This is a genomic window from Pseudomonas sp. PB101, assembly GCF_009764265.1.
Taxonomy (GTDB): Bacteria; Pseudomonadota; Gammaproteobacteria; order Pseudomonadales; family Pseudomonadaceae; genus Aquipseudomonas.
The window spans coordinates 17,675-30,474 of sequence record NZ_RWIR01000028.1 but is presented as its reverse complement, the minus strand read 5'-3'; the positions used below and the strand labels follow the sequence as shown (position 1 = coordinate 30,474).

General features: G+C 60.8%; 15 protein-coding genes. 7 read left to right on the top strand and 8 right to left on the bottom strand.

Annotated features, from left to right (window positions below; genetic code table 11):
• The first annotated feature begins 737 nt into the window (after positions 1-737).
• Positions 738-1,064, top strand: coding sequence for a DUF6124 family protein (locus tag EI969_RS09350; protein WP_160387270.1), 327 nt, complete (start codon positions 738-740; stop codon positions 1,062-1,064).
• 165 nt (positions 1,065-1,229) lie between these two features.
• Here the strand turns inward: EI969_RS09350 and EI969_RS09345 are convergent, their stop codons facing one another.
• Together EI969_RS09345 and ppnN are read right to left on the bottom strand one after the other, a co-directional pair.
• On the bottom strand, positions 1,230-1,670 hold the full coding sequence (locus tag EI969_RS09345) for an NUDIX hydrolase (RefSeq protein WP_160387268.1): 441 nt from the start codon (positions 1,668-1,670) through the stop codon (positions 1,230-1,232).
• Between the two features lie 90 nt (positions 1,671-1,760).
• Positions 1,761-3,134 (bottom strand): nucleotide 5'-monophosphate nucleosidase PpnN, encoded by a 1,374-nt coding sequence (ppnN, locus tag EI969_RS09340; protein WP_160387266.1) that lies wholly within the window; start codon positions 3,132-3,134, stop codon positions 1,761-1,763.
• A 233-nt stretch (positions 3,135-3,367) separates the two neighbouring features.
• Between ppnN and EI969_RS09335 the strand changes: the two genes are divergently transcribed.
• Together EI969_RS09335 and EI969_RS09330 are read left to right on the top strand one after the other, a co-directional pair.
• Entirely contained in the window at positions 3,368-3,895 is a 528-nt protein-coding gene (locus tag EI969_RS09335) for a DUF3087 family protein (RefSeq protein WP_160387264.1), read from the top strand.
• 65 nt (positions 3,896-3,960) lie between these two features.
• A complete protein-coding gene (locus EI969_RS09330) occupies positions 3,961-5,457 on the top strand; it encodes a diguanylate cyclase (protein ID WP_371925910.1) in 1,497 nt (498 codons plus the stop codon).
• Positions 5,458-5,460: 3 nt separating this feature from the next.
• Here EI969_RS09330 and EI969_RS09325 read toward each other — a convergent pair whose 3' ends face one another.
• The 4 genes from EI969_RS09325 to EI969_RS09310 form a co-directional block, all read right to left on the bottom strand.
• Positions 5,461-6,378, bottom strand: a complete 918-nt coding sequence (locus tag EI969_RS09325; protein WP_160387262.1) for a LysR family transcriptional regulator — start codon at positions 6,376-6,378, stop codon at positions 5,461-5,463.
• A gap of 108 nt (positions 6,379-6,486) precedes the next feature.
• Entirely contained in the window at positions 6,487-6,861 is a 375-nt protein-coding gene (locus EI969_RS09320) for a DUF2784 domain-containing protein (protein WP_160387260.1), read from the bottom strand.
• Between the two features lie 60 nt (positions 6,862-6,921).
• The gene (gene dapA, locus EI969_RS09315; RefSeq protein ID WP_160387258.1) at positions 6,922-7,797 is read right to left on the bottom strand and encodes a 4-hydroxy-tetrahydrodipicolinate synthase; all 876 of its coding nucleotides are present in this window, start codon (positions 7,795-7,797) and stop codon (positions 6,922-6,924) included.
• 285 nt (positions 7,798-8,082) lie between these two features.
• Positions 8,083-9,018 (bottom strand): sensor domain-containing diguanylate cyclase, encoded by a 936-nt coding sequence (locus tag EI969_RS09310; RefSeq protein ID WP_160387255.1) that lies wholly within the window; start codon positions 9,016-9,018, stop codon positions 8,083-8,085.
• A gap of 168 nt (positions 9,019-9,186) precedes the next feature.
• Between EI969_RS09310 and EI969_RS09305 the strand changes: the two genes are divergently transcribed.
• The 3 genes from EI969_RS09305 (at position 9,187) to EI969_RS30245 (ending at position 10,406) form a co-directional block, all read left to right on the top strand.
• Positions 9,187-9,885, top strand: coding sequence for an AzlC family ABC transporter permease (locus EI969_RS09305; protein ID WP_160387253.1), 699 nt, complete (start codon positions 9,187-9,189; stop codon positions 9,883-9,885).
• Positions 9,885-10,196: an AzlD domain-containing protein gene (locus EI969_RS09300; protein WP_160387273.1), complete on the top strand. Its 312-nt coding sequence runs from the start codon at positions 9,885-9,887 to the stop codon at positions 10,194-10,196. Before EI969_RS09305 ends, EI969_RS09300 begins: the two co-directional genes overlap by 1 nt.
• A gap of 63 nt (positions 10,197-10,259) precedes the next feature.
• Complete coding sequence (locus EI969_RS30245) at positions 10,260-10,406, top strand: hypothetical protein (RefSeq protein ID WP_178120608.1); 147 nt, start codon at positions 10,260-10,262, stop codon at positions 10,404-10,406.
• A gap of 48 nt (positions 10,407-10,454) precedes the next feature.
• On the opposite strand, the gene EI969_RS09295 is transcribed toward EI969_RS30245, so the two are convergent.
• The gene (locus tag EI969_RS09295; protein ID WP_160387272.1) at positions 10,455-10,730 is read right to left on the bottom strand and encodes a hypothetical protein; all 276 of its coding nucleotides are present in this window, start codon (positions 10,728-10,730) and stop codon (positions 10,455-10,457) included.
• A 235-nt stretch (positions 10,731-10,965) separates the two neighbouring features.
• On the bottom strand, positions 10,966-11,646 hold the full coding sequence (locus EI969_RS09290) for an SOS response-associated peptidase family protein (protein ID WP_160387251.1): 681 nt from the start codon (positions 11,644-11,646) through the stop codon (positions 10,966-10,968).
• Between the two features lie 144 nt (positions 11,647-11,790).
• Between EI969_RS09290 and EI969_RS09285 the strand changes: the two genes are divergently transcribed.
• Positions 11,791-12,690 carry a polysaccharide deacetylase family protein gene (locus EI969_RS09285; protein WP_160387249.1) on the top strand — a complete coding sequence of 300 codons (900 nt, stop codon included), beginning with the start codon at positions 11,791-11,793 and terminating at the stop codon, positions 12,688-12,690.
• Positions 12,691-12,800: the final 110 nt, after the last annotated feature.

The following is a 12,800-nucleotide window of genomic DNA, read 5'->3' as shown; positions in this document are numbered from 1 at the left end:
TCGACTGCGTCGAACGGCGCTGCGCGCCAATCCCCGGATGAACACCTCCACTCAGCCTTCCGAGGGGGCGGGTGAGTCAAGATCAAGAGCTGCAGGCGAGCTAACGCTCGGCCTGATGAGTGGTGAAGAGCGGCGGCTGTGCGCGGGTTTTGCTTTTGCTTTTGCTCTGGCCTTTCTGTGGGAGCCAGCCTGCTGGCGATGGCGGCCTGCCAGCCGACCAATCTCTTTCAGATGCACCCAATCCCTGTAGGAGCTGCCTTGCCAGCGATGGCGGCCTGACAGCCACCCAATCCCTTTCAGATGTACTCAATCCCTGTAGGAGCTGGCTTGCCAGCGATGGCGGCATTACATCCAACGAAAATCTTCTGCCTCACCCCAGCAATGTGCCTGTCAGACAGGGTTGTAGGACCAGGAGCAAGGCTACGCTACCTTGCGTCGTTACCTACAACTACGCCAGAATCCGCCGGCTTGTGGGCCTTGTGTCTGGTCTTTATCGTTCCGTGTCGCTGCAAATTCAGCGTCCGGATTTAGCGATCCGAACAGTTACAGGGACACCAGCACTCCAGTCTTGATTGCATTCGTTTCTATGCCTGCAATTTGATTATGGCGGCTGTGCGTCGGAGACCTTCGGGTCTACCGGGTTTGCCTGTAACCGGTTCGCTAACCTTCGTACAGTCGCCACCCTTACTTGTTTAGCGACAGGTCTTGGTGGCTCCAATTTCTACAGGAGCTCCACCATGTTCAAACCCACACCCAATCCCCCCGAATCAGAAACCGATAGCGCCACCCATCGCCCTTCCGGTCTCCATCTCAAACCCGCCATCCTCAAAAGCACCACACCCCACAACCCCAGCACGATGTTCATCATCGCGCCCAACATCGACACCGAAAGTTTACTGGCCCATGCCTGTGAATCACTGGCTTCAGCCAGCGTCATGGCCAGTGATTTCGCTACATTCCTGGACGGCCCGCAGCGCAGCATGTTGCTGGGCATCCAGCAGGTGATCATGCTGGCCGACCTGGCGGTCAATCGCGCGCTGGATAACGTTGCCCCGCTGGACTAAACACCGAGCTTTTGTGGCGAGGGGGCTTGCCCCCGTTGGGTCGCGAAGCGGCCCCAAAATCAAGCGATGCGGTTTTTCAGGCAGACCGGGTTGAATGGATTTACGACTGCTTCGCAGCCGAACGGGGCGGTGCGGCGGTCCGACGAGCCCCCTCGCCACAGGGGTTCAGGCGCTTTCCAACATCTCAATCAACCGCTCCGGCCACACCGTTTCGCTGGTTGCACGCAACTCTGCCACCGACCACCATTTATGGTCCGCCATCACCCGCACTTCGTGAGCCGTCCACCCCTCTCGCGACAGGTGTTCGCTGTCGGTATGAACCACAAAATACCGTTCAACCGACAGCACCGTTTCACCGCTCGGCAGCATCATCGGAAAACTGCGCTCTGCAATGCTCGAGCCCACCGAGTCAACGAGCAGTCCGGTCTCTTCAAACAACTCACGAACCGCCGCAACCTCAAACGACTCACCCGGCTCAACCCCGCCACCAGGTGTCGCCCAGTGGCTTTGGCCGGCGAGGGCGTCGTTTTTGTGCTGGAAGTGAAACAGCAGAACCTGTTTCGAAGGATTGATCACCAGCAGTCGCGCTGAATCACGTTGGCGCATGTTTTTTCTTTCCATAGAAGTAAGCGAGCCGCAGCTTTCACTGCGGCTCGCGACGGTAAGGCTCACATCGGCATAACGACGCCGAAGGGGTTAAGCAACCACCCGATAACACGGCACATACGCCGCGCCGCCCGGCAGTTTCATGCGGTGCTGGGCGACGAAGGCTTTGAGCAGCAGGTCCAGCGGTTGCATGATCGCCGCGTCGCCATGGATCTGGTAGGGCCCGTGTTCTTCGATCAGGCGGATGCCCTTGTCCTTGACGTTGCCGGCGACGATGCCGGAGAACGCGCGGCGCAGGTTGGCCGCCAGTTCATGGGGTGGCAGGTCGAGCCTGAGCTTGAGGTTGGCCATGTTTTCGTGGGTCGGGTCGAACGGGCGCTGGAAGCCTTCGTCGATTTTCAGCAGCCAGTTGAAGTGGAACGCGTCGGCGCGCTCGCGGCGGAACTGCTTGACCGCCTTGAGGCCCTGGGTCATCTGCCGTGCCACCTCGGTCGGGTTATCGATGATGATCTGGTAGTGCTGCTTGGCGGCGTCGCCCAGGGTGGCGCCGACGAACGCGTCCAGTTGTTCCAGGTACGGCGCGGCGTGTTTCGGCCCGGTGAGGATGACCGGGAAGGGCAGGCCGGCATTGTCCGGGTGCATCAGGATGCCCAGCAGGTACAGGAACTCTTCGGCCGTGCCGGCGCCGCCGGGGAAGATGATGATGCCGTGGCCGACGCGGACGAAGGCTTCCAGGCGTTTTTCGATGTCCGGCAGGATCACCAGTTCGTTGACGATCGGGTTCGGCGCTTCGGCGGCGATGATGCCCGGCTCGGTCAGGCCCAGGTAACGGCCGCCGTGGATGCGTTGCTTGGCGTGGGCGATGGTGGCGCCTTTCATCGGGCCTTTCATCACGCCGGGACCGCAACCGGTGCAGATGTCCAGGCTGCGCAGGCCCAGTTCGTGGCCGACTTTCTTGGTGTATTTGTACTCTTCGGTGTTGATCGAGTGGCCGCCCCAGCACACCACGATCTTCGGCTCGACGCCGGGGCGCAGGGTGCGGGCGTTGCGCAGCAGGTGGAAGACGTAGTCGCTGATGCCCTGGGAGTTGCTCAGGTCGATGCGTTGGCTGTCGAGTTCGTTTTCGGTGTAGACGATGTCACGCAGGGCGCTGAACAGCATTTCCCGGGTGCTGGCGATCATTTCGCCGTCGACGAAGGCGTCGGCCGGGGCGTTCAGCAGTTCCAGGCGTACGCCGCGGTCCTGCTGGTGAATGCGGATCTCGAAATCCTTGTAGGCTTCAAGGATGGTCTTGGCGTTGTCGACATGGGCGCCGGTGTTGAGGATGGCCAGGGCGCACTGGCGGAAGATGTTGTAGGTACTGCCGGAACCGGCTTCGCTCAATTGCTGGACTTCCCGTTGCGAGAGCGTTTCCAGGCTGCCTTTGGGACTGACGGAGGCGTTGATAACTTGGCGTTGGGTCATTCAATGATCCTTAAAACGATGTCATTCACACAGCAACTACGAATGGCATCCGAATAATGTGTATTCATGAAAGAAGATGGCACGAACTGCGCTGTCTCGCCATGTCCCCGCTTGACGATGAAAAGATGAAAAGGAGCCCCAGCATAGCTAAATCCCTCGCAGAGGCGATAATGGCCCGCAGTCTTTTTGCCCCGGACCCCTTTTTACCATTGAAGCTCAGGAAACCCGACGCAATGTTCGAAATCCAGCCGATGAACGCCCAGACCTACCGGCAACAGACACGGCGCAGCACAGTCATCATCGCCCTGATTTTCCTGGCGCTGGCGATGCTCCTGTCGACGGCGGCGGTGGCCCTGTTCGGCACGCCGGGGGGCGACAACCTGCGCTTCAATGTCGGTGGCGTGTTTGTCGCGGTGCTGGCGATGGCGGCACTGATGCGCCAAGTGTTCTGGCGCCAGGAATGGATGCAGCCCGCGGTCTACAGTTGGCAACTCAAGCGCAGCCTGATGAGCATCACCAATGTCATGCATCATGTAACGGCAGCCGTGGAAAAGGGCGATCCGGTTGCCATGAAGCTGTTGCGTTTCTACCATTTGGGCCTGGACCAGATGCATCAGCTAGATGGCAACTCCAGTGACCACGGCCAGTTGATCCGCGAAATGGACCGGCACAAGGAACGAATGCAAGCGCTGGGCATCGATACAGAGCAGACGCGACTGGATCCGGCGTGGCTGGAGGCGCTGAAGCAGATGTCGCGCTAACATCTTTGCCAGGTACCAGGGGAGATTCGCCGATCAACGATCCTATTGAAGTATTCCGGCCAGCCGTGACCCGGCTCAAGGTCCGCTCGGCGGTGATCCTGCTGGTGGCGGTCTGCCTGTCGATGGTTGCCATCGTGATCTGGGAAGCCTGGAGCTCACGCCAGTACCGCCTGCATGACAAGGAAGTGGTGATGTCCAACCTTGCGCAGACCCTGGCGTCGCAAGCGCAGGCCACGATCAAGCAGGCCGATACGCTGCTGTTCACCCTGGTCGATCGCCTGGAGCACGAGGGGGTCGATCAATTCCGGCTGCCGCAATTGCTTAACGCCCAGCGCGATCAGTTGAGCCAGCTCCATGGCGTGTTCGTTTTCGACGAAAACGGCCAGTGGCTCGCCAATTCCAATGGCGCCGGCCAGACCGGCGTCAACAATTCCGACCGTGAATACTTCATTTTTCATCGTGACAACCCCGGCCGCGGGCCGCACATCGGGCCGTCGATCAAGAGCCGTTCGAGCGGCGAGTGGATCCTGACGGTCTCGCGCCGCTTCAATCATCCCGACGGCAGCTTTGCCGGGGTGGCGCTGGCGACGATCTACCTGAGTCATTTCCTGCAGCTCTACGACAGCATCGATATGGGCAGCAATGGCGTGATCAACCTGATCGCCGACAATGCCGACATTGTCATTCGCCGGCCCTTCAAGGAGTCGGAGATCGGCACCAGCCTGGCCAAGAGCCCATTGTTCACCCGGTTGCTGCCCAAGAGCGATGCGGGCACGGCCACGATCACGTCGGTCATCGACGGCGTCGAGCGGGTGACGGGGTACCGCCGGGTCGAGGGTTATCCGCTGATCGTTTTCGTCGCATTGAACAAGAATGAAGTACTCGCCGGTTGGCGTCGGGAAACCCTGCTCAGCGCCTGCATAGTCACGCTGTTGCTGAGTGTTCTGGGGGGCATGGGGTTTCGGCTGATCAAGCTGATGAGGCAGCAGAACCTGGTGCAGGTCGAGTTGCTGGATACCCAGGACAAGCTGCTGGAGGTCAATCGCAACCTTGAAGGCCTGGCCCTCAAGGATGCGCTGACGGGGCTGGCCAACCGGCGTCAGCTCGACGCGTTCATCGATGCCGAAATGGGCCGAGCCCGGCGCAGCCAGTCCGAACTGGCGCTGCTGATGATCGATGTCGATCATTTCAAGCCGTTCAATGACCGCTACGGCCACCCGGCCGGTGATGAGTGCTTGCGCAAGGTCGGGGCGGTCATCACGGACAACATCAAGCGCCCGGGTGACCTGGCCGCCCGTTATGGTGGCGAAGAGTTTGCGGTGGTGCTGCCCGGCACCGACTACGTCGGGGCATTTCTGGTGGCGGAGAAAATCCGCCGCGCGGTGCTCGACGCCGGGATAACCCACAGTGACAGCCCGCAAGGCGCTGTGACCGTCAGCATAGGCGTGTGTGCCAGCAATGGCGCATCACCGGTTCGCTCCGAAGAGCTGATCGATGCGGCGGACAAGGCGTTGTACGTGGCCAAGGCCAGTGGGCGGAACATGAGCGTGATTGCCAACTAAGCGTCAGATGAATCGGTCCGTTCCCTCAACCAGTCGGGTGGCCAGGAAGGGCTTTTTCAGCTGTTCCAGCCACCAGCCCAGGGCGCGACCGTCATGGTCGCCACGCCAGCCGGCGTAGAGAATGTTCGGCTCACGCGGGTCGGCCATCGTTTTCTCGACCAGCGTGCCGTTTTCCAGCAACGAACCCACCCGGTGCCGCGGCAGCCAGCCCACCCCCAGCGCATTGCACTGGGCGAGGATTTTCGCGCGCATGCTCGGCACGGCCAGCACCGTTTGCCCGCCGGTGACGCCGTAGGTGCTGCCCTCGGTGACCCTTGATGAATCGGCCACCACAATCGCCCGGTGCTGCGCGACCATGGCCCGGGTAATCGGGCCCTTGGCCTTGGCCAGCGGGTGTCTGGGCGACACCGCAAACACCCATTGCATTTCCCCCAGTTGCATCCAGCGCAAGTTGGCAATGGCCGGCGGCTCATTGGTGGCGCCGATGACCAGGTCCGCCCGGCCTTCACGCAGGGCTTCCCAGACGCCTTTGAGGACTTCCTGGGTGATGCGCAGCGGCACGCCGGATTGCAGCGCATCGAATTCGTCGATCACCGGGATCAGGGTCTCGAACTCCAGCAGTTCGTCGGTGACGATCCACAGGCGGCTCTCCCAGCCATTGGCAACCTGCCGGACCCGTTGGGTCAGGCGCGCGACGTCCTGCATCAACCGCGCCGCTTCGTTGACCAGCAACTCGCCCGCCGGGGTCAGTTGCAACCGGTAGCGGCGGCGGTCGAACAGCAACGCATCGAAACGCTCCTCCAGTTGCCGCGCCGCATAGGACACGGTCGACGGCGCCTTGCCCAGGTGTGCGGCCGCCCGCGACAGGCTGCCGGTTTCGCGGATGGCCTCGAGCAGCGCCAGGTCTTCAATCGACAGCATGTGCAAAATCCTCAAACGAAAACCGCGACCCTGTAGGAGCCGGCTTGCTGGCGATGACGTCCGACAGCGCGATGCAAGACTCCCGATCCGTCGGTGGCAAGCCGGCTCCTACAAGTTTCGGCGCAATCGCCATTGGCGGATCACTCGACGATAGACCAACACATTGATCACCAACACCACACCACCCAACCCCAGCTGAACACCGGGTGTCAGACCCGCCGGATAAATCACCGGCCAAATGTAATGCTCGATGAATCCACCGCCATAGCCGGATTGCCCGGCCCCATGGCGCATGCGGTTTTCCCAGTCGGTCAGCGGGCAGGGCAGGTGGAAGAACTCCACCGCCATACCCCACAACGCAGCCGGCGGATGCCACCAGATCAGGTGGCGCCATTTGAGCACCAGCAAGCCGCCGAACAGCACGAACACAATGAACAGCAAGTGAAACAACATCAGCCCGTCGGCGGCGATTCGGTAGAGCATGGTGGTGCCCCTGAAGGCTGGACGAATCGCTGCATGGTACTCGGGCCGGTGGCGGGCGCTCTATCGATTGTCGCGGGCCAATGCGCTGAGCACGCCTTGCAAACGCTCGGTCATCGATTCACTGCTGCGTTGCATCGGTGCGCGCAGTTCATCGCCGATCAAGCCTTGCAGGGCCAGCGCGGTTTTCACCGGGGCCGGGTTGGGCTCCAGGAACAGGCTGTTGATCAGCGGCAGCAAACGGAAAAACGTGGCGCGGCCCTCGGCCAATTTGTTGTCGCGGATCTGCCGGTGCAACTGCACGAACAGTTCGGGATGGACATGCGCCGACGCGGCAATCGCACCTTTGGCGCCCAGGCACAAGGCGTTGAAAATCTGGTTGTCTTCACCGCACAGCACGTCGACATGGCCGCTAGCGAGCAAGGCGAGAGTGTTGGAAAAATTGCCGCCGCAATCCTTGATCGCGACGATCCGCTCGTGGGCGACGATGTTGAGCAAGGTCGCCTGCTCGAAAACCACGCCGGTACGGTAAGGGATGTCGTAGAGAATCAGCGGCACGCTGGAGGCATCGGCGACCGTGCGGAAAAACGCTTCGAGGCCGGCCTGGGACGGGCGGATGTAATACGGTGCCGGCACCAGCAGGCCAGCCACCGGGCGCTTGAGGATCTCGCTCTGGAACTGCAACAACTCGCTCAGGTTGTTACCGGCCAGGCCCATGACCACCCGTTGCGCCGGCGCCAACTCCAGCACCGCATCAAGCACCGCCAGTTGCTCAAGCTTGCCCATCGCCGCCGGTTCGCCGGTGGTGCCGCACACGATGAGGCCGTCGACGCCGCTCTCCAGCAGATGGCTGACCAGCCGGCGCAAGCCGACGAAATCGATGGCGCCGTTGTGGAAGGGGGTGACCAGTGGAACCCAGATACCTTGAAACGCAGACATGCACTTTCTCCTGATGGTTGACCGATTTCGTCACCGTCAGGGGCATGGAAGGAGAGTAAGCAAGGGGAGGGTGGTCCGTCGCGCTCAATGTCCTGTCAGCTCATCTGACGGGACAGCGCGCCCCGGTCACATGAGCGACTGTTTCTTCGATTTGAGGGCGTGCACAACGCAACCTTGCGCCTTGGCAATCAAGCCAATGACGGAAGTGTTGAGGTTGAAGGTTGCGGACATACTTGCTTACACCCTGAGTGAGGCGCCCAGTTTTAAAAGGCCGAGCGCCGTTTGTCAATCACGAAAGTCAGCGAACTCGGCGCGCATCCGGCCATTGTGCTTGGCCTTGTAGAGCAGATGATCGACCTGCTCGACGAATTCCAGGGCCGTCGCATGCGTCGACGCCAGGGTGGTGCCGACGCCCAGGCTGATACTCAGCAGCTTCGACACGTTCGAGAACTCATGGGGGATCCGCTGCTGGCGAATCAGGTGCAGGCATTTGTGCGCCACCAGCCGAGCGGATTCGGCATCGGTTTCCGGCAGCAGCCAGACGAACTCTTCACCGCCGATCCGGGCGATGAAATCCCGGGGCCGATTGGCCGCCAGCGACAGGGTCTGCGCGACGTGGCGCAGGCATTCGTCGCCCTTGATGTGGCCGTAATGGTCGTTGTACTGCTTGAAGTAATCGATATCCAGCACGAGCACCGACAACGGCAAACCGCTGCGCTGGGCCGTGTTCCACTCGCGCTCCAGCACGGTGTCGAACATGCGCCGGTTGGCGATGCCGGTCAGGCCGTCCTGGAAGGAATACTCTTCAAGCTGTTTTTGCAGGCGGATCAGGTGCTCTTCGGTTTTCTTGCGCTCACTGATGTCGAACATGAAACCGACCAGCGCCTCGACTTCACCGTCCTTGCGCACCACGTGCACCACATCGCGGATCCACACGTACTCGCCGCTTTCGGTGAGTGCGCGATAGTCGGCCTCGTGATCCATACCGGCCCGCGACTGCGAGACGCAGAAGTCCACGACGTAGTCGCGGTCATCGGGGTGCATGCGTTCGACCCAGTCATTGACCGAAAGCCAGCTGTGCTGTTTCCAGCCGAGCAATTGCTCGATCTGCGGCCCGATGTAACTGAACGTCATGGTTTTCCAGTCGATGCGCCAGGGAATGGCTTTGGTCGACTCAAGCAGGGTTTTGTAAACGTCGCTGTCGGTTTCGACTGAACTCATGAAGGGCCTGCCTCGATGAAAATGCTGGGCCATCATGTTGCTACCACCTTGGCGAATCAAGCGGGCAGCCGATGAATGGCACGCGCTCGTGGCAGTGAGCAAGATTGTTCAAGCCTTCGCCCGCGACTGCTGGCACAGTCTCGGGTCTTTCCCTGTCTGTAGAACGTCATGTCCAATTCACTCATGCCGCGCAGTGCCTTTCTGCGCGGGGCCGCAGCGATCATGCCGCTGTCCCTGGCCACCGCGCCCTGGGGCTTGCTGGCCGGCTCCATGGCCATCGAAGCCAACCTCACGCCCCTGCAAGGCCAGGGCCTGTCGAGCATCGTGTTTGCCGGTGCGGCGCAATTGGTGGCCATCGGCATGCTCAAGGGCGGTGCCGGGATCTTTTCGATTTTGCTCACCACCTTGCTGCTGACCTCCCAGCATTTGCTCTACGGGATGAGCCTGCGTTCGGTGATCTCTCCGTTACCGGGACGCTGGCGCGTGGGCCTGGGGTTCTTGCTCACCGATGAGCTGTTCGCCCTGACCAGCCAGCACGACAAACAGCAATTCAACCGCTGGTACGCCCTGGGCGTGGGCCTGACGTTCTACATCGCCTGGAACCTGTTCACCCTGGCGGGCATTGTGCTCGGCAGCAGCATTCCCGGCCTTGAACACCTGGGCCTGGATTTCTCCATCGCGGCCACCTTCATCGCCCTGATCACCCCGGTGGTGCGCAACGTGCCGACCGTGGTGTGCGTGGCGGTGTCGCTGTTCTGCTCGGTGCTGTTCAGCTACTGGCAATGGGGCTCGGCGCTGGTGCTGTCGGGGCTGGCGGGCATGACCGCCGGGTTTGTCTGCAATAAATTCCATGGTGGCCGCACATGATGGTCTGGGCAGTGATTGTCGGAATGGGCGTGTTGGTGTTCCTCAACCGCTATGTTTTCCTCGAACCGCGGTTGCCACTGCGCCTGAGCAGCAATGCCCGGCAGTTCCTCGGGTTTGCCGTACCGGGCATGTTGACCGCGATCTGTGGGCCGATTGTGTTCATGCCGGAGAAACAGCTGAACCTGCACTGGGACAATCCCTACCTGATCAGTTCGCTGGTGGCGGTCGGGCTGGTGCTGTACACGCGCAATACCTTGCTCAGCATGTTGTTGAGCATGGGGTTCTTCTTTTTGCTGCGCTGGTGGCTCTGAGCGGGGCAGGGACTTGATCTAAGCTTAAGTTGATAACCGATCCCTTCAGGAAGAGAGGTGAACATGGCCAATGAACCCAAGCAACCGAACCCGGAAGAAGACGTGGACGAACCCACGGAAGAAGAGATCGAGCGGCAGAAGCGCTCGATACCGGACTGGAAGCATCCTGACGACGGTACGGAACTGTCAGAACCTGACCGCAAGTTCTGACCGGCGCATACGACAAAGCCCCGCCTTTTGAGCGGGGCTTTGTCGTGATCACCCTCGTTCCAGGACCTCTGGAAACTCGGGGTGGGCTGCGCGATGTCCCAATGTCCTGTCGATCCAGGCGTTCAGCTCGTTGACCATCACTGGCGGTTTGCCCGGGTAATGTTCAAGGGTTGAACTCAGGATTTCATGGATATCGGGAACGGATCGAAGGTTGCGGGTTTGAATGTATTGCTTGATAAAGCAGTCGAGTTGGTAGTGCTCCGTCTTTGTAAGATGAACGCACGCCAGGCCCACGACTTGATCGTTTTCATAGTCGTCGCGCAATTTGGTTCTCTGCAAGGCTTGTTGTTTAGGATTTCCTTGATCGCTGACTCTTTGGTCAACTAATGGTGTTGCGGGAAATTCGGCGCGAATGCTAGCTGTAGTCACCGCGATTGTATCTATTTCGACTATGGAGTCTGACAGGCGGTACAAACGTTCCAGTTGGTGTTGTTACAAGAATGAAACAGTCGTTGTAATGCTGGTATTAGTGACCGCTTTACTGCCGTTATCGATAAGTTCACGGAACTTGTTCAATCAGCGCAGCGCCCTGGTTCCTGACATTGCCGACGGCCTTGTCCACTTTGTACCACTCAAATACATCACTGATTTCGCCCTGGGACAGCGCCATTTCCTCGGCGCGCTCCTTGGGCGTGGCCGGGTCCAGCCATTCGCGCGCCAGTTCGGGGGAAAACACCACCGGTCGGCGGTCGTGCACATCGAGCAGGCCGCCGGCGCTGTCGGCCGTGAGGATGACGAAACCGTCGTGCTCCCTGTGCGGGGCTCCGCCGATGGGGTACTGGCCGATGGCCGCGCAGAAGGCCGGCGCCCGGTCCCGTCGTCGAATCAGCCAGGGTTGTTTGTTGCCATCATCGGCTTCGACCCATTCGAACCAGTTATCGATCGGGCAGATCGCGCGATGCGGCCAGATCGCCCGGAAATAGGGGCCGTGGGCGACTTTCTCGACCCGGGCATTGATCGGCGCCGCGCGGTCCGTCGCCCAGTGCGGGCGCCAACCCCAGCGCACGGCGTCGGCGTGCAGCCGCTCGTTCTCCAGGTGCAACAGGGCGAGTTGCGTGGTGGGCGCGGCGTTATAGTGCGCCAGGGGTTCGTTGCCGACGTGGTTGATCAGCGCGTCGGGGATGCTCAGCACCGCCACGAAGTCGTGAATCCCGCGGTATTGCGACAGTCGTCCGCACATGGCCTGACACTCTGGATGAGCATTTTTTCAGTTTAGATGGTGGCGAGCAAACGGGCCCGGCAAGCACCGGAACCAAACCCTGTGTACCCTATCCAACCTCGGCCCGCCCCGAGGGGCAACAGAGGGTCTGACCCAAGGCGAAACATGAAGCACTTGTTCAAGTTTTTAGCGGTATGTGCAATGGCGGTCGGCCTGCTGGGTTGTATCGCGGCACCCATTGAAATGACTCCGCAGACCGAGCAGCGTTTGCACGAGCAGCCCCCCATCCGGTTTCTGCTGACGTTCGACGACGGTCCCAGTGCATCGAGCTGGTGGAACCCCACCGTCACCGTGCTCGAGAGCCTGGCGCAGAACCCGCTGCAACCGGGGATCAAGGCCGTGTTCTTCGTGCAGACCCGTGCACCGCGAGCCGGTGGCAGCGAGCTGGGCCGGGACATCATGCGGCGCGAGCACGCCGAAGGCCACATCCTCGGATTTCACACCGCCACGCCCTGGCACACCAATCATCGTTCTCTCGAGCCGCCAGAACTGGAGCGGGCCCTCACTGATGGCAGCGCCGACATCGCGGCGATCACAGGCGCCCCTCCAACCTTGCTGCGCCCGCCATTCTGGAACTATGACAAACGCACCTTCGCCGCTTATCGCCAGCATGGCCTGCACGTGCTGCTCACGGACCTGAGCGCCAATGACGGCAAGATCTGGGGCTTCAACGCCAGCCCCCGGCGGCGCTCGCACATGCTGCGCTCGATGTCCGAAGTGCGCGAACGCATTGCCCGCGGCGAATTGCCGGTGGTCGACGGGGTGATTCCGGTGGTGGTGACCTTCCACGACCTCAATCGTTATACCGCCCGGCATACCCGCGAGTACCTGCAGATCCTGCTCGACAGCGCCCGGGAGACCGGGGTGAAAACCGCGGACAAGCCGTTTTACGACGATCAGGCCGCGTTGCTGCGGGCTGCCCTGGCGCGAACCGTGCGCGACGATTCGCAGCCGGTCGAGTTGCCAGGGTTCTGGAACTGGATCTGGGGCGCGAACACCCATTAAAAACTGCAGAAAGTGAGAGCTGGATAACACTAATTGCGAATGATTCTGTTGCAGATCGCAAAAGTGTATCTATTCTGAAACGGATCCAATCCGATCCATTGTCGCCGAGG

What these genes read in the sequence shown, in the direction of transcription:
- EI969_RS09350 (WP_160387270.1), top strand. Translation starts at nt 738, where the DNA reads ATGTTCAAACCCACACCCAATCCCCCCGAATCAGAAACCGATAGCGCC.
- EI969_RS09345 (WP_160387268.1), bottom strand. Translation starts at nt 1,670, where the DNA reads ATGCGCCAACGTGATTCAGCGCGACTGCTGGTGATCAATCCTTCGAAA.
- ppnN (WP_160387266.1), bottom strand. Translation starts at nt 3,134, where the DNA reads ATGACCCAACGCCAAGTTATCAACGCCTCCGTCAGTCCCAAAGGCAGC.
- EI969_RS09335 (WP_160387264.1), top strand. Translation starts at nt 3,368, where the DNA reads ATGTTCGAAATCCAGCCGATGAACGCCCAGACCTACCGGCAACAGACA.
- EI969_RS09325 (WP_160387262.1), bottom strand. Translation starts at nt 6,378, where the DNA reads ATGCTGTCGATTGAAGACCTGGCGCTGCTCGAGGCCATCCGCGAAACC.
- EI969_RS09320 (WP_160387260.1), bottom strand. Translation starts at nt 6,861, where the DNA reads ATGCTCTACCGAATCGCCGCCGACGGGCTGATGTTGTTTCACTTGCTG.
- dapA (WP_160387258.1), bottom strand. Translation starts at nt 7,797, where the DNA reads ATGTCTGCGTTTCAAGGTATCTGGGTTCCACTGGTCACCCCCTTCCAC.
- EI969_RS09310 (WP_160387255.1), bottom strand. Translation starts at nt 9,018, where the DNA reads ATGAGTTCAGTCGAAACCGACAGCGACGTTTACAAAACCCTGCTTGAG.
- EI969_RS09305 (WP_160387253.1), top strand. Translation starts at nt 9,187, where the DNA reads ATGTCCAATTCACTCATGCCGCGCAGTGCCTTTCTGCGCGGGGCCGCA.
- EI969_RS09300 (WP_160387273.1), top strand. Translation starts at nt 9,885, where the DNA reads ATGGTCTGGGCAGTGATTGTCGGAATGGGCGTGTTGGTGTTCCTCAAC.
- EI969_RS30245 (WP_178120608.1), top strand. Translation starts at nt 10,260, where the DNA reads ATGGCCAATGAACCCAAGCAACCGAACCCGGAAGAAGACGTGGACGAA.
- EI969_RS09290 (WP_160387251.1), bottom strand. Translation starts at nt 11,646, where the DNA reads ATGTGCGGACGACTGTCGCAATACCGCGGGATTCACGACTTCGTGGCG.
- EI969_RS09285 (WP_160387249.1), top strand. Translation starts at nt 11,791, where the DNA reads ATGAAGCACTTGTTCAAGTTTTTAGCGGTATGTGCAATGGCGGTCGGC.